The 21,269-nt window shown below is 64.2% G+C and carries 21 protein-coding genes and 1 pseudogene; 6 read left to right on the top strand and 16 right to left on the bottom strand.

Annotated elements, in window-relative coordinates:
• Nucleotides 1–102: 102 nt before the first annotated feature.
• The 5 genes from P6U29_RS09465 to P6U29_RS09445 all read right to left on the bottom strand — a co-directional run bounded on the left by P6U29_RS09465 (nt 103) and on the right by P6U29_RS09445 (nt 4,818).
• Complete coding sequence (locus P6U29_RS09465; RefSeq protein ID WP_407117345.1) at nt 103–1,209, bottom strand: efflux RND transporter periplasmic adaptor subunit; 1,107 nt, start codon at nt 1,207–1,209, stop codon at nt 103–105.
• 272 nt (nt 1,210–1,481) lie between these two features.
• Nucleotides 1,482–2,819, bottom strand: coding sequence for an MFS transporter (locus P6U29_RS09460; protein ID WP_407117344.1), 1,338 nt, complete (start codon nt 2,817–2,819; stop codon nt 1,482–1,484).
• 130 nt (nt 2,820–2,949) lie between these two features.
• The gene (locus P6U29_RS09455; RefSeq protein ID WP_407117343.1) at nt 2,950–4,110 is read right to left on the bottom strand and encodes a winged helix-turn-helix domain-containing protein; all 1,161 of its coding nucleotides are present in this window, start codon (nt 4,108–4,110) and stop codon (nt 2,950–2,952) included.
• Nucleotides 4,111–4,215: 105 nt separating this feature from the next.
• Nucleotides 4,216–4,455 carry a hypothetical protein gene (locus tag P6U29_RS09450; protein ID WP_407117342.1) on the bottom strand — a complete coding sequence of 80 codons (240 nt, stop codon included), beginning with the start codon at nt 4,453–4,455 and terminating at the stop codon, nt 4,216–4,218.
• Between the two features lie 126 nt (nt 4,456–4,581).
• Nucleotides 4,582–4,818, bottom strand: coding sequence for a hypothetical protein (locus P6U29_RS09445; protein ID WP_407117341.1), 237 nt, complete (start codon nt 4,816–4,818; stop codon nt 4,582–4,584).
• A 381-nt stretch (nt 4,819–5,199) separates the two neighbouring features.
• Between P6U29_RS09445 and P6U29_RS09440 the strand changes: the two genes are divergently transcribed.
• Nucleotides 5,200–5,841, top strand: coding sequence for an OmpA family protein (locus P6U29_RS09440; protein ID WP_407117340.1), 642 nt, complete (start codon nt 5,200–5,202; stop codon nt 5,839–5,841).
• Nucleotides 5,842–5,895: 54 nt separating this feature from the next.
• Here P6U29_RS09440 and P6U29_RS09435 read toward each other — a convergent pair.
• Nucleotides 5,896–7,314 (bottom strand): annotated as a pseudogene (locus tag P6U29_RS09435) (phospholipid carrier-dependent glycosyltransferase).
• 51 nt (nt 7,315–7,365) lie between these two features.
• Between P6U29_RS09435 and P6U29_RS09430 the strand changes: the two are divergent.
• Nucleotides 7,366–8,067 (top strand): FecR domain-containing protein, encoded by a 702-nt coding sequence (locus P6U29_RS09430; RefSeq protein ID WP_407117339.1) that lies wholly within the window; start codon nt 7,366–7,368, stop codon nt 8,065–8,067.
• A gap of 2 nt (nt 8,068–8,069) precedes the next feature.
• Nucleotides 8,070–9,194, top strand: a complete 1,125-nt coding sequence (locus tag P6U29_RS09425) for a hypothetical protein (RefSeq protein ID WP_407117338.1) — start codon at nt 8,070–8,072, stop codon at nt 9,192–9,194.
• A 175-nt stretch (nt 9,195–9,369) separates the two neighbouring features.
• Here the strand turns inward: P6U29_RS09425 and P6U29_RS09420 are convergent, their stop codons facing one another.
• From P6U29_RS09420 to P6U29_RS09410, 3 genes are all read right to left on the bottom strand, one after another.
• Entirely contained in the window at nt 9,370–9,858 is a 489-nt protein-coding gene (locus P6U29_RS09420; protein WP_407117337.1) for a VOC family protein, read from the bottom strand.
• A 36-nt stretch (nt 9,859–9,894) separates the two neighbouring features.
• Entirely contained in the window at nt 9,895–10,323 is a 429-nt protein-coding gene (locus tag P6U29_RS09415) for a VOC family protein (RefSeq protein WP_407117336.1), read from the bottom strand.
• A gap of 126 nt (nt 10,324–10,449) precedes the next feature.
• Entirely contained in the window at nt 10,450–10,959 is a 510-nt protein-coding gene (locus P6U29_RS09410) for a cupin domain-containing protein (protein WP_407117335.1), read from the bottom strand.
• A gap of 129 nt (nt 10,960–11,088) precedes the next feature.
• Between P6U29_RS09410 and P6U29_RS09405 the strand changes: the two genes are divergently transcribed.
• Nucleotides 11,089–11,307, top strand: a complete 219-nt coding sequence (locus P6U29_RS09405; protein WP_407117334.1) for a CsbD family protein — start codon at nt 11,089–11,091, stop codon at nt 11,305–11,307.
• 146 nt (nt 11,308–11,453) lie between these two features.
• On the opposite strand, the gene P6U29_RS09400 is transcribed toward P6U29_RS09405, so the two are convergent.
• The 5 genes from P6U29_RS09400 to ggt all read right to left on the bottom strand — a co-directional run bounded on the left by P6U29_RS09400 (nt 11,454) and on the right by ggt (nt 17,674).
• Nucleotides 11,454–11,918 carry an FKBP-type peptidyl-prolyl cis-trans isomerase gene (locus P6U29_RS09400; protein WP_407117333.1) on the bottom strand — a complete coding sequence of 155 codons (465 nt, stop codon included), beginning with the start codon at nt 11,916–11,918 and terminating at the stop codon, nt 11,454–11,456.
• Nucleotides 11,919–11,978: 60 nt separating this feature from the next.
• The gene (locus P6U29_RS09395; RefSeq protein ID WP_407117332.1) at nt 11,979–14,270 is read right to left on the bottom strand and encodes a xanthine dehydrogenase family protein molybdopterin-binding subunit; all 2,292 of its coding nucleotides are present in this window, start codon (nt 14,268–14,270) and stop codon (nt 11,979–11,981) included.
• Nucleotides 14,271–14,272: 2 nt separating this feature from the next.
• Complete coding sequence (locus P6U29_RS09390; protein ID WP_407117331.1) at nt 14,273–15,289, bottom strand: FAD binding domain-containing protein; 1,017 nt, start codon at nt 15,287–15,289, stop codon at nt 14,273–14,275.
• Between the two features lie 4 nt (nt 15,290–15,293).
• Entirely contained in the window at nt 15,294–15,908 is a 615-nt protein-coding gene (locus P6U29_RS09385; RefSeq protein ID WP_407117330.1) for a (2Fe-2S)-binding protein, read from the bottom strand.
• A gap of 179 nt (nt 15,909–16,087) precedes the next feature.
• Nucleotides 16,088–17,674: a gamma-glutamyltransferase gene (gene ggt, locus P6U29_RS09380; protein WP_407117329.1), complete on the bottom strand. Its 1,587-nt coding sequence runs from the start codon at nt 17,672–17,674 to the stop codon at nt 16,088–16,090.
• Between the two features lie 194 nt (nt 17,675–17,868).
• Here ggt and P6U29_RS09375 point away from each other — a divergent pair, with 194 nt between their 5' ends.
• On the top strand, nt 17,869–18,651 hold the full coding sequence (locus P6U29_RS09375; RefSeq protein WP_407117328.1) for a rhodanese-related sulfurtransferase: 783 nt from the start codon (nt 17,869–17,871) through the stop codon (nt 18,649–18,651).
• Entirely contained in the window at nt 18,641–18,859 is a 219-nt protein-coding gene (locus tag P6U29_RS09370; protein ID WP_407117327.1) for a SlyX family protein, read from the top strand. Before P6U29_RS09375 ends, P6U29_RS09370 begins: the two co-directional genes overlap by 11 nt.
• Nucleotides 18,860–18,865: 6 nt before the next feature.
• Here the strand turns inward: P6U29_RS09370 and P6U29_RS09365 are convergent, their stop codons facing one another.
• Together P6U29_RS09365 and P6U29_RS09360 are read right to left on the bottom strand one after the other, a co-directional pair.
• On the bottom strand, nt 18,866–20,770 hold the full coding sequence (locus tag P6U29_RS09365) for a diguanylate cyclase (protein ID WP_407117326.1): 1,905 nt from the start codon (nt 20,768–20,770) through the stop codon (nt 18,866–18,868).
• A gap of 175 nt (nt 20,771–20,945) precedes the next feature.
• The gene (locus P6U29_RS09360; RefSeq protein WP_407117325.1) at nt 20,946–21,161 is read right to left on the bottom strand and encodes a hypothetical protein; all 216 of its coding nucleotides are present in this window, start codon (nt 21,159–21,161) and stop codon (nt 20,946–20,948) included.
• Between the last annotated feature and the right edge of the window lie 108 nt (nt 21,162–21,269).

Below are 21,269 nucleotides of genomic sequence, written 5' to 3'. Positions count from 1 at the left end.
CAATCCAGGGGGCTGGGCAGGTTCTGGATCGCTTCGCCGCTTCAGCCTTCGCATTTGCGCTCCGGCCGAAACTCACCTCACACGACGAAACTCGTAAGACGCTTAGAAGGACAGTGACGACACGATCCGCACCCGCTGGCTCGGATCGAGCTTCTGCACGCCGAGAGCGACGATCTTGGCGCCCTCTTCCACGCCGCCCGTGATGACGACGTCGTTGGTCTCGTAGGACTTCACCGTCACCGGCTTCAGCGTGACGGAGCCGTTGTCGTCGACGACGAAGAAGGACGGCTTGTCGCCTTCGTTGAACAGCGCCGACAGCGGCAGCCGGGCGACGCGCTCGGTTGCGGCGTCGGACAGCGTCAGCGTCGCGGTCATGCCGAGCGCGACCTTGTCGTCCGCTTCGGGCAGCGAGAACTTTGCAAGATAGGTACGGGTGGCCGGATCGGCCGCCGGCGCGATCTCGCGCAGCTTCGCTGCGTATTTCTTGTCCGGCTCCGACCAAAGAGTGACGCTGGCGACGCCCGACTTGGCGCGTCCAACCAGCGTCTCAGGGATCGCGACGACCGCTTCCTTCTCGGCAAAGCGGGCGACACGGATCGAAGCCTGGCCCGCGGCAACCACCTGGCCGGGCTCGATCAGCGTTGCGGTGACGACGCCGCGGGCGTCGGCAACGAGCGTCGCGTAGGAAAGGGAATTCTTGGTCAGCTCGACCGAGCGGACAGCGCGATCGAGGCGTGCGCGGGCCTCGTCGGCGGCCGCGCGGCTCGAATCCAGCTGCGCGTCGGTGGTCCAGCCCTTGGCCTTCAGGTCCTTGGCGCGCTGCTCGGCGGCGGCGGCCTGGGCCAACACGCCGGTCGCGGCAGTCTGCTCGGCGACGGCCTGCTCGGCCTGGAGCTTCAGGTCAACCTCGTCGAGGGTGGCGAGCGGCTGGCCGACCTCGACGGTCTGGCCGACTTCGACCAGGCGCTTTGCCACCTTGCCGGCGACGCGGAAGCCGAGATCGCTCTCGATCCGAGGCCTGATGGTGCCAACGAAGCTGCGTTCCGGCGTCTCGGCATCATAATGCGCGGTCGCGACCAGAACTGGCCGCGGCGGCTCCGCCTTTTCGGCGACGGTATCATTGCACCCGGCCAACGCAGCGGCCATCAGGGCCAGCGACACACCCGCCAAGAGCCTGGAATAGCTGGACAAAACCGACCGGACGAACATCGAAGGACACTCCTGCATCTCGATTGAGAGGAATGTCGAATAATCACTGATAAAAGTCAATAATCGTCAGTCATCAGGAAAGCGTGATCGTTAAGGGGTGGTGAGATTTGGGGAGGACCGTTGTTAGGCGGGTGCCATGGTACGGGGCGCACAGGTCGGTAGCCCGAATGGCGCCTAAGCGTAATTCGGGGACTTCGGACCAAGTCGCGGAGAGAGCGGTCCCGGATTTCGCTTCCGCTCCATCCGGGCTACGCAGCGGTGGGGTTTCGCCCTCACCGCCTCTCACTGAACTCGTGCTTGCTGTCGTGCCCGCCGACGAAGACCAAAATGCCGGCGATCAACGGCAGCACCGCGAGGACGAGCAGGCCGGTCGAGGTCTGGCCGGTGGCTTCCTTGACCCAGCCGATCAGATAAGGCCCGCCGAAGCCCGCGAGATTGCCGATCGAGTTGATCAGGGCGATGGCGCCGGCGGCTGCCGTGCCGGACAGCCAGGCGGTCGGCAGGGTCCAGAACACGCCGAAGCAGCAGAACACGCCGACCGCCGCCACCGTCAGCACCACCATCGTGAGGGTGGGATCGGTGAGATAAGAGGAGATGCCGAGCGCGACGGCGGTGAGCAGCAGCGGCGCGCCGACATGCATGACGCGCTCGCGACTCGCATCCGAATGCCGCGCCCACAGGATCATGGCGATGGTGCCGAACAGATAGGGGATCGCGGTGACGAAGCCGGTCTGCGCGTTGGTGAGGCCGAACGCCTTGACGATCTGCGGCAGCCAGAACTGCATGCCGTAGAGCGCGCCGACGAAGCCGAAATAGATCAGGCTGAGCGCGATCACCTTCGGCGAGGACAGGGCTTCGCCCAGCGAGGGATGCTTCACGGCCTGCTTGATGGCGATCTCGGCATCAAGCTTCGCCTTGAGCCAGGCCTTCTGCTCGGAAGAGAGCCAGTCCGCTTTCTCCGGCTTGTCGGTGAGATAAAACCAGGTGACGATGCCGAGCAGCACCGAGGGGATGCCCTCGATGATGAACAGCCACTGCCAGCCCTTCAGGCCCATCATGCCGTCGAGCCCGAGCAAGAGGCCCGAGATCGGCGCGCCGATCACGGTCGAGACCGGCACCGCAATGGCGAAGGCCGCGAGGAAGCGGGCGCGATATTCGGCCGGGTACCAATAGGTGAGATAGAGGATGATGCCGGGGAAGAAGCCGGCCTCGGCGACGCCGAGCAGGAAGCGCAGGACGTAGAAGCTGGTGACACCGCTGACCGCCGCCATCAGCGCCGAGATGATGCCCCAGGTCACCATGATGCGGGCGATCCAGCGGCTCGCGCCGAATTTTTCCAGCGCGAGGTTGCTCGGCACCTCGAAGATGAAGTAGCCGATGAAGAAGATGCCGGCGCCCCAGGAGAAGATCAGCGGCGTGAATTTCAGCTCGGCATTCATGGTCAGCGCAGCGAAGCCGAGATTGACGCGGTCGAGATAGGAGAAGAAGTAGGCCAGCACCAGGAACGGAATCAGGCGCCAGGAGATGGCGCGAATGGTCGAGGTTTCGATGTCGCTCTTGCTGGCGCTCTTGGCGCCGCCGGCGGAACCGGCATAGATGGTCTGGCTCATGGCTTCCCCCCGGGGTTGTTGCTTTTGTGGGCTGAGTGGCGGTTTTGAGCATCGCGGGCAAAGAGTCAATGGAGCGAGCAATGCACGGGGCGCAGCCGGATCAAGCCATTGCGCCGACGCAGAAGGCGTCTCACTCCGCCAATTGAAATCGCTCGAAGCGATCGAGCTCCTCTTCGATCTTCCGCTTGAGCTCCCGGCGTCCCGCCGTCTTCTTGCCCTGCCCGATCCAGGTCCATTTCTGCATCAACAGCTTCTTCGCTTGCCGGTCGGTCTTGAGATCGAGCGCGGCGACTATCTCGTCGCCGACCAGCACGGGCAGCGCGAAGTAGCCGAACTTGCGCTTGGCCTTCGGCACATAGGCTTCGAACAGGTGGTTGTAGCCGAAGATCAGATTGGTGCGTTTGCGCTGGATGATCAGAGGATCGAACGGCGAAAGGATGTGGACGAGATCGGGCGACACCTCATGCGGCTCCAGCGCTGCGAGCGAGGCCCAATGCTCCTGCTTGCCGGCGCCCTCGATCGTAACAGGCACGAGCTCGCCTCGGCGGACGCGCGAGGCGATCAGGCGCGCGACCGGCTTCTTGCGCGGCGCGTCGAGATGGCAGATCGAATCGAGGCTGACCACGCCCTGCGAGCGCAGCGCGCGGTCTAGCAGATAGGCCGTGATCTCCCTAGCCGACGCCGGCTTCGGCGGTCTGTCCCAGCCGAAATGCCGCGCCATCAGCTCATAGGTCTTGAGCATGCCCTGGCGCTCGCTGATGGTCACCGCGCCGGTATAGAAGGCGAGCTGCAACGCCCGCTTCGACGGCTTGCGGCTCTGCCAAAGATGCTCCTTCTCGACGAGCACGTCGTCATCGATGTCGCGGATCGTCAGCGGACCGGCACGCAGCAGCCGCATCACCTTGCGTGTGTCGGCCGGCTTCACCGAAGCGAACCATTTGTGCCCCTCGCGCCGATGCTCGCGCATCGCCGGCAGGAAGAAGCGGAAGTCGCTCGCCGGCACGTAGGAGAGCGCATGCGTCCAGTATTCGAACACGCTCTTGTCGGTGCTCTGGGCTTGGCGCAGATCGGCGCGACTATAGGACGGAATGCGGCTGAACAGGATGTGGTGATGGCACCGCTCGATGACGTTGATGGTGTCGATCTGCACATAGCCGAGATGGGCGACCGCGTCCGCCACGGCCTGCGCGCCCTCGCCGAACGGGCTGCGTTCGTCCAGCCGCTGGGCATGCAGCCAGATCTGCCGGGCCTGTGTCGTGGTGAGTGGAAGTGGTTTCGGCGTGCGGGACATTGCACGTGGTAATGTAGCGGGATTCGCGTTGAGGCAAACAAAGGAGGCAAAGAAAAACCGCGCTGCCATCTGCTGACAGCGCGGTCGGTCAACGTGAGGCTCGAGCTATTTCGCGCCCATCTTCTGCGCCTTCATGTAGTGCTGACAGGCACCGCGCATATTGCCTTTGCTCATCTCGGTGTTGGCTGCAGCCATTTCCTTGGCCATCGCCTGTTTGCCCGGCGAATCCACGGTTCCCATCGCGGTCACCGACTTGCCGATCGCCTCGCCTGTACAGGGCTGCATCTTTGCCGCAGAAGCGGGCGAGGCCGCGAGCGCGGCGAGCAGAACGAGCGAAAGCAACATCTTCATCGAATGTCTCCTCCGTGGAACAAAACCGGCGCCATGCCGGCCAACACAGGAGCCATTCTTCAGCGAGAGGTTAGCAGGGAGAAGACATTTTCGTTGCTGCGCCGCAACGCCAGCCCATTATTAGCGTGCGGCTTTTGGGCGCTCCCCGAGGCTTCCGGTCGCGACATCCGGCTCGCACACGGCCTTGCCACGTCCCTCCGCCTGGCAGCGATAAACGCTCCCGGTGAGGCGGTCGACCAGCCACATGTTCTCCTCGCTCGGCCCTTCGAGCCCGACAAAGCGGGAGGTCAGCCCCGTGATCAGCGTCGACAGCAGGATCGCCACTGCGATCATCGCTGCGCCGATATAGATGGGCATTGAGCTCAGGAACAATGTCCGATCCGGCGGGCCACTGCGATAGAATTGATAGTCACGCTCACTTGGCCTCGGCACTGGACGGAACTCGGCTCCTGTCGCGGACGGGACAAATTGTCGAATGATTGAAGCGTGGTAGGCGGGCTTCTGGACGAATTCTTGTTCGCGGGCGGGCCATGAGGCGACGCCCTTGCGACGAGCGGTGAACGCGCGTTCCGGGAACCCCTCGGGAGCAGTTCGAAGCAAACCGCGAACAAACGAGCCCGACCAAGAGTGACCTCGGCTCGCAGTTTCGAATGTGACCAAGATCACATCAGCGCCGTTGAACCTGCCCTAGGCTCGCAGCATCAAATCGCCATCAGGCGTAACAGCGAGGATACGACAATGACCCGTTTTGATAAGTTTTTTGGACTGAAGGCGATAACCCTCTCCGCAGCCCTGTCGATGACGGCGAGCCTTGCGCTGGCCGGCGACAACAACATCTCCGCCAGCCAGATCGTCGATGCACTGAAGCCGAAGCCGGTGACCCGCGGCCTCTCCGTCGGTCCGCAGGCCGACACGACCGCGCAGGCCAAGGAAGCGACCTTCCTGAACACCGTGCGCAACCGCTCGACCCGGTCGCTCTCGACGGGCGAGCGCGAGCAGATCGCCGAGCTCGCGGCGACCAAGCCGAAGATCGATCTGGAGATCCAGTTCGACTACAACTCGGCCGATATCGCCAAGACATCGGTGGCCTCCGTACAGGCGCTCGGCAAGGCTCTGTCCGATCCGGCCCTCAAGGGCTCGACCTTCGTTGTCGCCGGGCACACCGACGCGATCGGCGGCGAAGAATACAATCAAGGGCTCTCCGAGCGGCGCGCCGACACCATCAAGAAGTACCTGGTGCAGAACTACGGCCTCAACGGCAACGATCTGGTCACCGTCGGCTATGGCAAGACCAAGCTGAAGGATGCTGTCAACGGCGCCGACCCGATCAACCGCCGCGTCCAGGTCGTGAACATGGACACCAAGACTGCGGCGAAGTAACTCGCGGTCGTCGGCCAAAACACGCCGCCTGCCGCTTCCCGGCAGGCGGCGATGTCATATCCAGCTTTGAAACAGCATCAGCCGGTTGAATCCCTTCATCGAGGTGCCGATGAAGGCCGCGGAAATCGGCAGCATGACTGCAAAGCCGGCCGCGGCGACGCCGACATAAGCCCATAGCAGCCAGCGTGGCAGCCCCTCCCGGCGCAGCACATAGACCAGCGCCAGCGACGCTGCGGTCGCAGCCGGAAGATAGTAATAGATGAAACCTAGGGTGCGCGGCAGTAACGCCCAGGCGAGCCAGGGACCGAAATAGAATGCCGCGATCAGGAACGCGTCCGAGCGCCGCGCCACGATGAAATCGCGCAGCACCACGACGAGCGCGAGCAGCGCCGGCCATGCTACCAGCGGATTGCCGAGGAAGACGATTGCGGCAACGTGGTCCTCCGCCGTCTTGTCGAACAGGAACCACACCGGCCGCGCGAGCAACGGCCAGGATGGCCATGCGCTCATATAGGTGTGGCCAGCGATGGCCGTCGTGGTGTTGTCGGCAAAGATCCGCCGCTGCGCCTCGATCAAATCCGCCAGCGACAAGCCGTAAAGCGGCACGAAGGCGGCAAGATAGGCCACCGTCGGCAAGACGGCAAAGCAGAGCGCTATATGATGCGGTTTCAGGCTTGGCCAAAGCTCCGGCCGATACCAATCGTCCGGCTTCGGGTCGGCGAACAGCGTGCGCCAGCCCTGCATCAAGCGGATCACCGCAATGATGACGATGCAGACGCCAAGCGGAAACAGGCCACTCCATTTGCAGGCTGCAGCACAGCCGAACAGGCTGCCCGCGAGCGCAAACATCGCCTGCGGCCGCTCTCTGCGAAAACCATGCATGAAGGCGGCAGTCGCGAGCAGGCCGAAGCCGAGCGCAAAGATGTCCAGCATGGCAATGCGCGCCTGCACATAGACCATCTGGTTGAAACCAGCGATCAGCGCCGCGGCGATCGCGGGCAAACAGCGCGAGGCCGCACAGATAAATCGCGACGATCGCGAGCGCGCCGAACACTGTCGCGGGATAACGCCAGCCAAGTGCGTTGTCGCCGAAGGTTGCGATCGATGCTGCGATCAGCTCCTTGGCCAGCGGCGGATGCATCGGGTTGAGCATCGGCTGCGACATCGCGGGCGCCAGCATCTGCCGCGCCGCCGGCACGTAATGCACCTCGTCGAAGACGAATTTTTCCGGCGTGGTGAGGCCGATCAGCAGCGCCAGATGGGCAGCCAGGAAAATCGCGACAGCAATCACTGCGCTCCGCGACAGCTTTGGAACTGCAGGCGATTCAGGCGTCTTTGATGGTGCTGTCTTGCGTGGCAAATCTGCTTCACCGCGGCGGAAAATAGACTGGCTCTCATCATTGAACGCATTCTGCCGCAACTGTCACTAAGCATGACGCACGTCCCGCGCCGCTTGTGATAATTCCGCCACATCAGAAGCGCGCGCGATCCGGTACGATCAGGGACACATCGATCGGTTGCGAAATGAATTTGCGTTTTTGGCTTTTCCCCGCACTGCTCATGGCCGCAATCTGCGCGGCGCCCGGCGCCAAGGCGCAAACGCGCGTCGGCGAAGCCGTCGTGATCCAGAACGAAGTTGTGCGCGTCGCCGCGACCACGACGCCCATCAATGTCGGCGACAGCATGCTGCGCGACGAGACCGTGCGGACCGGCGCCGACAGCGCGGCGCGTTTCGTGATGGCCGACAGCACCAATCTGTCGCTCGGGCCGAGCGCCACGCTGAAGCTCGACCGCACCGTCTTCAACGACGAACATAGCTATCGCGACGTCGCGATCCGCATGACCACCGGCGCGTTCCGCTTCGTCACCGGGCATTCCGAGAAGACCGCCTACAAGATCACGACGCCGCTCGCGACCATCGGCGTGCGCGGCACCACGCTCGACATTCTCTCGCAACGCGGGCGCTCCGTGGTGGTGCTTCAGGACGGCGCGGCCAGCGTCTGCACGAAGAGCTCCCAGTGCGTGCAACTCACCCAGCCCGGCGACACCGCAATCATCACCTCGACCGGCGGCAAGGTGAGCATCACCAAGAGCAACACACCGCCCTGGACCTTCGCCGCCAACTGCGCGGCGAGCGCCGGGTTGTGCGCGGTCAACCAGTACGCCGGCGCCTCGCCGACCATCACGCCCGCCGTCCAGGACGACGGCGTGCTGTGCGGGCGCTGACGATGGCAATGCCGCGGTTGAAGCGCCTCATCCTCGCCGGCGTAGTTTCCGCCGTGACCGCGCTTGCGTTTGTCGCGTTCGATATTCTTCCGGCGGCAGCCCAGGCGACCTGCGAGATCGAATGCGGTGAGCCGACGCCGACGCCGACCTATTCACCGTCTCCGACACCTTCCCCGTCGCCCAGCCCTTACCCCTCGCCGTCGCCATATCCGTCCCCGAGCCCGACGCCGACCGGAGCGGATTCCAGCGGCAATTCGATCGGCGGCCTCGCCAATCAGCGCTTCAACCAGATGATCACCAACCGGGTGCTCGGCACGGTGCTGCTCGGCGTCAACGAACAGATCAGTTGCAGCGACTGCATCAGCGCATTCGGCTCGGCCGGCTCGTTCTCGGCCGGCATTCACGGCCGCAAGGAGCTGACCAACAATCTGTCGCTGCTCGCCGGCATCGCCTACACGCATTACAATGAGGGCGGCTACAAGATCACGAGCGCACCGATCGGCGCTTTCGCGCTGCGCTATGACTTCACCGATTGGGGCTCGTCGCGCCCCTTCTTCGAGGTCGGCACCATCCTGACGCCATGGGAGAAGGCGCGCTACACGCGCAGCTACGACACCAGTTTCGGCCCGGTCAGCGTGACGAGCTCGACCAACGCCTCGAACTACGCCGTCTACGGCCGCGCCGGCTGGATGAGCCGCCTCTCGCCGCGCGATGAGGTCGCGGCCTCGATCGAGGTGTGGCAGCTCTGGCAACGCGTGTCGGGCTACACCGACAGTGCAGTGGCGTTCAATCCATTCGACGCCAGCATCGCTGATGGCACCGACCGCACCAGCCTCGTCAAGATCGGCGGCCAGTGGACCCATCTTTACGGCAGCAACATCGAGGCCAACATCAACGGCGGCTGGGTGCAGTCGTTCGCCAGCCATAGCGGAATTGTCGCCACGGTGACCGGCAACGGCGTTGTCGTGCCGACCATGGGCAACCAGGGCTGGTTCGAATATGGCGGCCGCCTCGGCTTCCGCGTGCAGAAGGGCTGGATCGTGGACCTGTTCGCAAACGGCACGCTGGGCCCGCAGCCGGTGGGCAACACCATCCACGGCGGCGTGGGGCTGCGGATCAACTACTGATGCGTCTAGGCGCAGTTTCGTAGGGTGGGCAAAGCGGAGCGTGCCCACCGACGCTCGCAATCGGGGATGGATGGTGGGCACGGCGCAAGCGCGCCTTTGCCCGCCCTACGACACGGTCATGCCCTGCGAAGGGGAAGGCGGGCGATGACAGCGAGTATGTGGAGAGATCAAAGCCTCACGCCGCCGACTTGCCCTCGAACGCACGACGCAGGGCTTCAACATCCAGCTTCACCATCTTCATCATGGCCTGCATCGCGCGCGCGGCCGCGGCCTTGTCCGGGCTCGACAGGAAGTCGAACATCACTTTCGGCACCACCTGCCAGGCCACGCCCCAGCGATCCCTGAGCCAGCCGCACTGCTCCTCCTTGCCGCCATGGGCGAGGAACGCATTCCAGACGCTGTCGACCTGGGCCTGATCGTCGCAATGGATCATCAGCGAGATCGCATGGGTGTATTCCATCTTCATGCCGCCGTTGAGCGCGACCAGGGGCTGCCCGGCCACCGTGAACTCGACGACGAGCACCGAGCCTTCCTTGCCGGAGGGCCCGTCCGAAACGTTGCGCTGGACGTGCGTGATCTCTGAATTCGGGACCAGCGAGACGTAGAATTTTGCAGCGTCCTCGGCATCGCCGTTGAACCACATACAGGGCACGAGCTTGGACATCGTGAATACTCCTCTTCAGGTGTTGACGAGCTTGGATCAGGCGTTCGCCATGTCGGGCTGCAGAGGCGCGGCCGAAAGATCCATCCAGTTCACGCCCCACATATGGCCGTCGGGATCTTCGAAGCTGCGCCCGTACATGAAGCTGTATTCGTCCTTCGGGCTGGGGTCGGGCGTCCCGCCCGCAGCCTCGGCCTTGGCGACGATATCGTCGACATCGCTGCGGCTGTCCGCGGACAGGCAGAACAGCACCTGGTTCGCGGTCCTGGCGTCTGCGATCGGCTTCGGCGTGAACTGGCGGAATTTGTCGTGGGTCAGCAGCATGGCGAAAATGGTCTCGGAAAAGACCATGCAGCTCGCGGTCTCGTCGCTGAATTGCGGGTTCTTGACCGCGCCGACCGCCTCATAGAAGGCGGTCGCGCGCTTGAGGTCGGTCACCGGGAGGTTGACGAAGATCATCTTGGGCATTGGAAGCTCCTTGGGCGGGGTTCTGCCCAAGGACGGACGGCCAGGCCGCCATCCGACACCGCTTCCGACAATTTTTGGGACGCCGATCTGCGGGGTTCTGCCGCACCGCCCGCGCCCTGATTGGTCCTACTTCTTCTCGTTGGGATCCCGGTGCACCGGATCGATCCACAGCACGGTCTCGGGCTTCTCGACTGGCTCGATGTCGAGGTTGATCGCCACCGCCTCGCCGTCGCTGCGCACCAGCACGCATTCCAGCACCTCGTCCGGGCTGGCATTGATCTCCTGGTGCGGCACATAGGGCGGGACGAAAATGAAATCGCCGGGACCGGCTTCCGCGGTGAATTGCAGGCTCTCGCCCCAGCGCATCCGCGCCCTCCCCTTCACCACATAGATGACGCTTTCCAGATGGCCGTGATGATGCGCGCCGGTCTTGGCATCCGGCTTGATGCTGACCGTGCCCGCCCACAATTTCTGGGCCCCGACGCGTGCAAAATTGATGGCGGCCGCACGGTCCATGCCTGCCGTCGACGGCACATTCGTGTCGAGCTGGTTGCCCGGAATGACGCGCACACCGTCGTGCTTCCAGCGATCATGATCGTGGTCATGGTGGGAATGCGAGTGGTCATGGCCGGTCATGGGACTTGCTTTCTGTTGGTTCCGCGCGCCGCAAAACTAACCTAAAGGCACAGCCGCAAGCCATACCAAAATCGGAACGCTGGTAGCTGCCGGAGGTTGTCTCGCCGAGCAAAATGGAAGGAGCGTTTTATGGGTAGCACCACCGACAAGATCAAGGGCAATGCCAACGAGGCGATCGGCAGGGCCAAGCAGGGCATCGGCGATGCCACCGGATCCGATCGCATGAAGGGCGAAGGCGCGGTGCAGGAGATCAAGGGCAAGGGTCAGCAGGCCATGGGGGATACCAAGGACGCCGCGAAGGATGCGATGGATCGCGCCGCGGCGGCGGCACGTCGCGCGGCTGAGTGATGCGCGTAGGATTGAAAATGAAAAAGACCGGCCACAAGGCCGATCTTTTTGTTCGATCGTCATCCCGGGGCGATGCAGAGCATCGAACCCGGGATCTCGAGATTCCGGGTTCGGTGCTACGCACCGCCCTGGAATGGGCTGCGCCGTCACTTCACCGCGAGCAATTCCACGTCGAACATCAGCGTCGCGTTCGGCGGGATCACGCCGCCGGCACCGCGGGCGCCGTAGCCGAGCTGCGGCGGGATGATCAGCGTGCGCTTGCCGCCGACCTTCATCGAGGCAACGCCTTCGTCCCAGCCGGCGATGACACGGCCCTTGCCGATCGGGAATTCGAACGGCTCCTTGCGATCGACGGAGGAGTCGAATTTCTTGCCCTTCTGGCCGTTCTCATAGAGCCAGCCGGTATAGTGCATCACGCAGATCTGACCGGGCTGCGGCGAAGCACCGGTGCCGACGGTGGAGTCGATGATCTGCAAGCCTGAAGCTGTTGTCATGGTCTTTCCTGCGGTCTGGGCCGAGGCCGTGGTGGAAACGAAATCGGATACGCCACCAATCACGGTGATCGCGAGCGCCGACATGATAGCGACGAGCATGCGCTGGAAACGCTGCATAAGACACCTTCCATTTGAGGCGGGAGGTGTCTAGCCCAACGCCGTCGCCGTTTCCACCCCTTAGACCTCGATATTTTCCAGCCGCACCGGCAGCTTGCGGATCCGCTGGCCGGTGGCGTGATAGATCGCGTTGCAGATCGCGGCATTGGTGCCGACATTGGCAAGCTCGCCAAGGCCCTTTGCGCCCACCAGGTTGATATGGTCGTCCTGCTCGGAAAGCATGATCACCTCGACGCCGGGTACATCGGCATTCACAGGCACGAGGTAGTCGGCAAGATTGTCGTTGACGTAGCGCGCATTGCGCTCGTCAATCTCGGTGGCCTCCAGCAGCGCCGAGGACATGCCCCAGATCAGGCCGCCCATGAGCTGGCTGCGCGCGGTGCGAGGATTCATGATTCTGCCTGCCGCGAATGCGCCGACCAGGCGGGGGCAGCGGATTTCGTGTGTGAAGCGGTTGACGCGGACCTCGACGAACTCCGCACCGAAGGCGTAGGCGATCTGGTCTTTCATGGCGTGGCCGCCGATCAACCGCACGTGACCCGTGTGCATGGCGTGGAAGGAATCCAGCGGCGCGCCCTCAGGCTTCCACTCGCCATATTCCTCGACGACGCCGACGCCGAGCGCATCGAAGGCCTTGTCGAGATCGAGGGAGCGATCGCCCTTCGCCGCCTGGGTCGACGGCGCCGGGCTGATGCCGACGGTCTCCTTGGCCTTGTCGGCGAGGCTGTCGCTCGGCATCACCGCCTTGAACAGGCGCTGGCGGATCTGGTCGCACACCATCATCACCGCAGAACAGGTGCTGGCGGTCGAGTTCGAACCGCCCGCCACCGGCGCCGGCGGCAGGTCGCTGTCACCGATGAAGACTGCCACCTTCTCGAGCGGCACGCCGAGCCGCTCAGCCGCGGTCTGGGCGATGACGGTATAAGCTCCGGTGCCGATCTCGTGGCCGGCGATCTCGACGCGGGTGCGGCCGTCGCGTTGGAGGCGCACGCGCGCTGCGGACGGCGCCATCTGCGTCGGATAGCAGGTCGCGGCGCAGCCGTAGCCGATCAACCAGTCGCCGTCCGACATCGATTTCGGCTGAGGCGAGCGTTGCGCCCAGCCGAACGCTTTGGCGGCCTCGTCGAAACAAGCCATGAGCGAGCGCGACGTGTAGGGCTTGCCGCTGATCGGCTCGTTCGTCGTATCGTTGACGCGGCGAAGCTCAATCGGGTCCATGTCGAGCTTGACCGCGAGCTCGTCCAGCGCGCTTTCCAGTGCGAACAGATACGGCACCTCCGGAGGTGAGCGCATGAAGCCGGGCGTATTGCGATCGGCGCGCACGATCGAGACCAGACTGTCGACATTCGGGCAGGCATAGAGCCGCGTCGTCGTCTTGGTGCCGCCGACGCAATAGGCGTCGGGACGCGAGGAGACTTCGGCCCCCTCATGCCGCAAAGCGAGCAGCCTGCCGTCCCGGCTCGCACCGAGCTTGATCTCATGCCGCGTCTCGGCGCGATAGGTCGCGATGGTAAAGCCCTGGTCGCGGGTCGGGACCAGCTTGATCGGGCGGTTCAGGCGCTTGGCAATGCCGGCGATGATGGCGGTCCGCGGCGTCATCGAGCCGCGCGAACCAAAACCGCCGCCGACATAGGGATTGACCACACGCACCTTGTCGGCGTCGATGCCGAGCTGCTCGGCCACGCCGTTCTTCAGGCCATAGACATACTGACTGCCCTCGTAGATGACGAGATTGTCGCCCATCCAGGCGCAGCTTATCGTGAACAGCTCCATCGGATTGTGGTGCTGCGTCGGCGTTTCATAGGAAGCGGTGAGCTTGACCTCGGCTGCATCGAAGGCCTTGACGAAGTCGCCGACCTTCGGGTCCTCCTTGAACTGCGAATTCTGGCCCTTCGCAGCCGCCGTGGTTATTCCCGGCGAGTCGAAGCTCGCGCTCGGCGCCGCCGCGGTGTAGCTGACCTTGATGCGATTGGCCGCCTCGCGCGCCGCCTCGTAGCTCTCCGCGATGACCACGGCGATGATCTGGCCGTCATGCGCGATTTCGGCCGACTTCAACGGCTGGATCGTGGTGCCGGCATAGCCGCCGTTGCTGAAGAGTTTGGATTCCTTCAGCTTCGGAGCGTTCTCGTGCGTGACGATGTCGATCACGCCGCGGACGCGCCCGGCATCGTCGAGATCGAAGCGTTCGATGCGGCCCCTGGCGATGGCGCTGGTGACCAGGAATGCGTAGGCCGGATTGTCCAGCGGCATGTCGGAGGCATAGGTCGCCCGCCCCGTGACCTTTGCGGTCGCATCATAGCGCGGCACGGATTGACCCATATTCGCCTTGGGCTCGGGAGCTGCAGCGGTCATGGTCAGATCTCCATCGTTACGGCCTGCTGGAGCGCGCGTGCCACCACGCGCTTGCCGAGCGCGATCTTGAAGCTGTTGTGACGGCGACCGCGGGCGTCCGCAAAAGCGGCATCGGCGACACGCCGTCCCAGCGCTTCGTCGAACTTCTGTCCCTTCAATAGCGCCTCCGCCTCGCGCGCCCGCCACGGCACGGTGGCGACGCCGCCGAGCGCGACGCGCGCGTCCCTGATCGTGCCGTCCCGCACGTCGAGCGCGATTGCGGCCGATGAGAGTGCGAATTCGTAAGATTGCCGGTCGCGTGCCTTGAGATACACCGAGCGCGGCCAGCGTCCGGAAATGGAAAACGCCGAGATCAGCTCGCCGGGCTGAAGCGCGGTCTCGATCTCAGGCGTGTCGCCGGGCGCCTTGTGCAACTGGGCGAACGGCATGCTGCGCGTACCGGCCTTGCCCGTGATCTCGACGGTCGCATCCAGCGCGATCAGCGCCTGGGCAAAATCACCAGGATAGGTCGCGATGCACTGATCGGAGGTACCTAGCACCGCATGCATGCGATTGACGCCGTCCATTGCGGCACAGCCAGACCCAGGATTGCGCTTATTGCAGTTCTCATAGGAGACATCGCGGAAGTAATTGCAACGCGTCCGCTGCATCACGTTGCCGCCGAGCGTCGCCATGTTGCGCAGTTGGGCGCTGGCGGCGAGCTTCAGCGAATCCGCGATCACCGGATAACTGCGCTGGATCTCGGCGTGCGCGGCGACGTCGGACATCTTTGCGAGCGCGCCGAGCCGCAAGGCATCACTGCCTGGCTCGATCGCCGACCAGGCGTGCGCCAGCGGATTGATATCGACGATCGTGGTGGGCCGCATCACGTCGAGCTTCATCAAATCGATCAGCGTGGTGCCGCCGGCAAGCGGTTGCGCCGTCGCTTTCGTCAACGGATTGTTGGCGGCCGCTGCGGCGCCGAGCGCCTGCACGGCCATATTCGAGTCTGATGCTCTCTGATACAAGAACGGTCGCATGCGCCTAACCTCTCATGATCTCGGGCGCGGCCTGCTTCACGGCGGCGACGATGTTGGGATAGGCAGCGCAGCGGCAGATGTTGCCGCTCATATATTCGCGGATGTCGGCCTCGTTTCCCGCATGCCCCTCCTTCACGCAGGCCACGGCAGACATGATCTGACCGGGCGTGCAGTAGCCGCACTGGAATGCGTCGTTGTCGATGAAGGCCTGCTGCATCGGATGCAGCCGGTCGTCGGTGGCGAGGCCCTCGATCGTCGTGATCTCCTGCCCTTCGACGGCGACCGCCAACGTCAGGCACGATACCACCCGGCGATCATCGATCAGCACCGTGCACGCGCCGCACTGGCCGTGGTCGCAACCCTTCTTGCTGCCGGTGAGCTTGAGATGTTCACGCAGCGCATCGAGCACCGTGGTGCGTGCGTCGAGGCGCAAGTGCTTGTCCTTGCCGTTCACACGCAGCGTCACCTCAACGGGAAGCGACGGATCCTGCGCGACGGGCGCGTTCGCATCCTGCGCGGCCGCTCGCGCCGTCATTGGAACCAGCACACTTCCGGCAGCACCGGCCATAAAGGCGCGCCGATCGAATCCGGATGGTCGGGAACTTGATTTGTCGGACATGGCCGGCCTCCGCCGCTATCTAGAAAAGCAGCGCACGCCTGCACCGCTCATCGCCCCATAACTTGGAGCAATGAGTGCAGTTCCGAACGAGAAAAGGCGGCGCAGCAAATGCCGCGCCGCCCGTCGTCAACTTTTCCTGATCTCGCGCGTCCTGATCTCGCGCGCGGAACCACGCGAGCTTAATAGCCGAGTGCGCAGCCGTCCTTACGCGGATCGGAGCCGCCAGTGAGCGTGCCCTTGTCCCAGTCGATCCAAATCGCCTGAGCACCGCCGAGCGGGCCGACCACGCTGGTGGTCTTGTGGCCGAGCTTCTTCAAACCTTCGACAATCGCCGCCGGCACGCTGTCCTCGAGCTGGTACTGGCCCTCGTAGTGCAGGCCGCGCGGCATATCGATCGCCTCCTGCACGTCGCAGCCGTAATCGAGGATGTTGGTCAGCAGATGAGTCTGGCCGGTCGGCTGGTACTGGCCGCCCATCACCGCGAACGACATCGCCGAACGGCCGCCCTTGGTGAGCAGGCCCGGCATGATCGTGTGCAGCGGGCGCTTGCCACCTTCGATGCAGTTGGGATGACCGGGCTGGATGCGGAAGCCGCCGGCGCGGTTCTGGAACAAGACGCCGGTCTTGTTCGAGACGATCGCCGAGCCGAAGGAATGCGCGACCGAGTTGATGAACGAGCAGACGTTGCGGTCCTTGTCCACCACCGTGATGTAGATGGTCGAGGGGTTCATCGGGGGGGCGACGTTCGGCAGGTCGAGCATGCCGTCCATCCGGATCTTGCTCATGTACTCGTTGGCAAAGCCCTTCTCGAGCATCTCGGCGACATTGATCTTCATGTGCTCGGGAGAAGCGACGTGCATCTCGCGATTCATGTAGGCGATGCGCGCGGCTTCCGCCTCGAGATGGAAGCGCTCGACGCTCACGGGCGCGTACTTGGTCAGGTCGAAGCGCGACAGGATGTTGAGCATCAAGAGCGCGGTGACGCCCGGGCCGTTCGGCGGGCACTGCCAGACGTCGTAGCCCTTGTACATGATGCCGATCGGCGTGGTCACTTCCGTCGTGTGAGCGGCAAAGTCGTCGAGCGTGTGCAGGCCGCCGATGCCGCGCAGTGTCTCGACCATATCCTCCGCGATCTCGCCCTTGTAGAAGGCGTCGCGGCCGTCCTTGGCGATCGCGCGCAGCGTCTTGCCGAGTTCGACCTGGCGGATGACGTCGCCGGTCACCGGCGGCTTGCCGCCCGGCAGCAGGTAGCGCACGGTGTTGGTGCCGTTCTTCAGCTTCTCGAACTGGTTCTTCCAGTCAAAGGCGATGCGGGGCGCCACGACATAGCCCTCCTCAGCCGCCTTGATCGCGGGCTGGAGCAGCCGGTCGAAACCGAACTTGCCGTGATCGCGCAGCACGGTCGCGAAGGCGTCGATGACGCCGGGGATCGAGACCGCATGCGCCGAGGTCAGCGGCACGGCGTTGATCTTGCGCTCGAGATACCAGTCGGCATTCGCCGCCTTCGGCGCGCGGCCGGAGCCGTTATAGGCGACGATCTTGCCCTCCCCCCGCGGCTGGATCAGCGCAAAGCAGTCGCCGCCGATGCCAGTCGATTGCGGCTCGATCACGCCGAGCAGGGCCGAGCCGGCAACCGCCGCATCCACCGCGGTGCCGCCCTCACGGAGCACCTCGATCGCAGCGAGCGACGCCTGCGGATGCGAGGTCGCCACCATCGCATTGGTGGCATGGACCGTGGACCTGCCGGGGAAATGAAAGTTTCTCATCGAATGCCTTGCTCTCTTGGCCGTCGGCGCGGGTGCGCGCCATCTCAAAAACCAGGTCTACATGACACATTCCCGCCCGGCGGGGCAATGCTGGCATACCAGGCAAATGGCTGCCATCCGCTGGGCGTATGGATTTTCGAAGCAAGCCGCCGTGCGGGTTTTCCGGAGGGCCGCCGCCTGCTAAACGAGCCGCCATGTCTGATCAGAATTCGGCCACCAAGGTCGCGGCCTTCTATCAATTCGTCGCCCTCCCCGATTACCGCGAGCTGCGCGAGCCGTTGCGCGCGTTCTGCGCTGGCCTTCATCTGAAGGGCAGCGTGTTGCTGGCGCAGGAGGGCGTCAACGGCACGGTCGCCGGTACGCCGGAGGCGATCGATGCCTTCGCCCGTGAACTCGCACACGGCGACATGTTCGGCGGCCGGCTCGACAATCTCGAATTGAAATTCTCGACTGCGGAAGCGATGCCGTTCGGACGGCTCAAGGTGCGGCTCAAGAAGGAGATCGTCACGCTCGGCGACGAGACTGCCGATCCGACCCGCCAGGTGGGCACCTATGTCGATGCCGCCGAGTGGAACGCGCTGATTGCGACGCCCGACACGCTGCTGCTCGACACCCGCAACGCCTTCGAAGTGGCCATGGGGACATTCGAGGGCGCGGTCGACCCTGGCATCAAGAGCTTTGGCCAGTTCAAAGACTTTGCCGCAGTTGAGCTTGATCCTGCAAAGCACCGCAGGATCGCGATGTTCTGCACCGGCGGCATCCGCTGCGAGAAGGCGAGCGCGCATCTGCTCGCGCGCGGCTTTGCCGAGGTCTATCACCTCAAGGGCGGCATCCTCAAATATCTCGAGGAGGTGCCGGAGGCGGAGAGCCGCTGGCGCGGCGAATGCTTCGTGTTCGACGAGCGCGTGGCGCTCGGCCATGGCTTGCGCGAACGAGGCCTGCGCGAACAGGAATTGGGGCACGGCCGTGACGAATGAGATCAAGACGCTGAGCGAGCGCATCGACACGCTGGAGACGCGCCTCGCCTACCAGGACGACACGATCGAGACGTTGAACCAGACCATCACCGCACAGTGGAAGCAGATCGACGCGCTGACGCGGCAGATCGCCCAGCTCAATGAGCGGCTCCAGGAGGCCGAGGCAAACGCGCCGGGACCTGCCAACGAGCGTCCACCGCATTATTGAGCGGTGTTACTGGCCGGACGCCTTGGGCAGCAGGTTCATGACCTCGCCAGACATCACCAGGCGGTCGCGGCCTGCATCCTTTGCGGCGTAGAGCGCCCGGTCGGCGGCCTCCACCAGTGTAGCGACTCCTGCGGTTCGCTCCAGCACCGGCCGGCAGGCGGCGCCGCCGAGCGAAGCCGTGACGCAGCCGGTCGCATGATTGCTGGCATGAACGAGGCCGGCCTCGTGAATCGCATTGCGGATCCGTTCGCCAACCATCGCGCAGCCCGCGGCGTCGATGTTCGGCAGCAGCACGGCGAATTCCTCGCCGCCATAGCGCGCCGCCAGATCGCCGGCACGCTGCGTTTCGGCCGCGATGATCTTTGCGATCCGGCGCAGGCAGGCATCGCCCGCGGGATGGCCGTATTCATCGTTGTAGGCCTTGAAGTGGTCCACATCGATCATCAGCAGACCAAGGCTGGAGCGGTCGCGATAGGCCCGCGCCCATTCCTCCTTCAACCGCTCGTCGAAGCGGCGGCGATTGGCAAGGCCGGTGAGGCTGTCCTCGATCGCAAGCGTCTCGAGCCTGGTTTCCAGCTTCTTGTGCTCGGTGATGTCGCGGGAGATCGCGACCACACCGTCGATGCGGCCATTGTCCTTGCGCGTCACCCGCATGGTCGATTCCAGCCAGATTTCGCCGTTCTCCCGGTGCGAGTTGCGGTAGGTGAGGCGCGCCTCCTCCTTCTCGCCACGCTTCATGGTGTCGACGATCGCCTGGACCTCCGGCAGATCCTCCGGATTGATACCGGCAAGCGCCGGCGTGCCGATCAGCTGATCGGGGCGCCAACCGACGATGCGGACCGAGGAGGGCGAGACATAGCGCAGCCGCTCGTCGAGCCCGATGCGCGTCACCATGTCACTGGAGCCTTCGGCGAGCAGGCGGAAATGCGCCTCCTTCTCGGCCAGCGCGACGGCCATGCGCTGGCCCCGCTGCAACTGCCGCACCAGCACGCCGCCGATGACAGCGATCAGCATCACCAGCGCGAGCACGTAGAGCATGCGGGAAATTGCCGCGGCGCGCCAGGGCGCGAGCAATTCGTCCTTGTCGACGGTGGCGAGCAGCAGGAGCGGGAAACGGCTGCTGCGATTGAAGAAGCTGACGCGTTCGGCGCCGTCCAGCGGCGACTTGAAATGATAGACTCCGCTCGGCCGTTGCAGGCTTGGATCGCTAAACAGCGGGGCGTCGGCAACGCTGCGGCCGACGAACTTGTCGTTGCGCGGATTGCGCGCGACGATCAGGCCGTCGCCGTGCATCAGCGCCACGGAGCTGTTGCGGCCGATCTCGAATTGCTCGTAGAAGTGCGCGAGGTATCGGGAGCTGATGGTCGCGAGCACCACGCCACCGAAGCTGCCGTCCGGCTTGTTGAAGCGGCGCGACAGGGTGACGACCCATTCGCCGTCGATCAGGCTCTTCACGGGACGGCCGACAAGGGCCTCGCGCTTCGGCGAGAGCTGGTGATATCGGAAGAACGCATCGTCGCTGAAGGTCGAGCCGATCGTACCGGGCGAGGTCAGCCAGTTGCCCTGATCGTCGATGATGGCAAGGCTGTGGATACGCGCGATCGCCCTTCTGCGCGCTTCCAGGAGGTTGCCGAGCTTGGCGATCGTGGCCGGTCCAGTGCCATCCATCTCCAACCGGCTGACCACGCCGACCACACCGGAATCCAGGAGATCGAGGCTGTCCTCGGCATGCTGGGTCAGCGAACGGGCGACGTTCGCCATCTCCGTCTCGGCGGCCTTGAGCACCGCGTCGCGTGCCGCCCACTCGCGCCAACCGCTGACGCCGAGGATGGTCGTGCAGGTCAGCACGACGAAAGCCGCCGCGCGCAGCGGCAGGCGGCTCCATCCAGCTCGTTGGGTAGCAGCACTCATGCGGCAGGCTTCTCCGATCGTTCGGAAACTCTGCCGCTTCTGTTATTGAAGTCTGAAACCGCCGCCGCAATACGCGGTGATCTCCGCGGTTTCCAGTAGTCTTACGGGCGCAACGATCGCCGCATCGCTAACAAGAGATTAGCAAGCCTATCGGAATCCGGCGCGCGTGACGCCGCTAGCTGAAGATGGCCTTAACCCTCTCCCAGAGCGAGGGATGGTCAGCATCCGCATCGGCCTTCGAGGGCGTCGGCTGCGCGGCGCTTACGGGATCTGAAGCCGGGAACGTATCCTTCAGCCCGGCGTCGAGCTTGGCGTTGCGATCGGCAGCGAGCGCCTCGCGCAGATCTTCGGCGTGCTTGTCGTGCGGGGCGGGATTGAATGTCTCAGCCATGAGATCCTCCTCCATTCGCCGGTCAACGCGGCGCATTTGCCTCGGTTCCCCTGTTCCGCTCGGACCTTTGGCGGTGTATCAGGAACCTCAAATCTAGATCAGGACCGT

It is taken from the genome of Bradyrhizobium sp. LMG 9283 (assembly GCF_045571415.1).
Taxonomy (GTDB): Bacteria; Pseudomonadota; Alphaproteobacteria; order Rhizobiales; family Xanthobacteraceae; genus Bradyrhizobium.
This window is presented reverse-complemented; position numbering and strand designations above follow the sequence as displayed.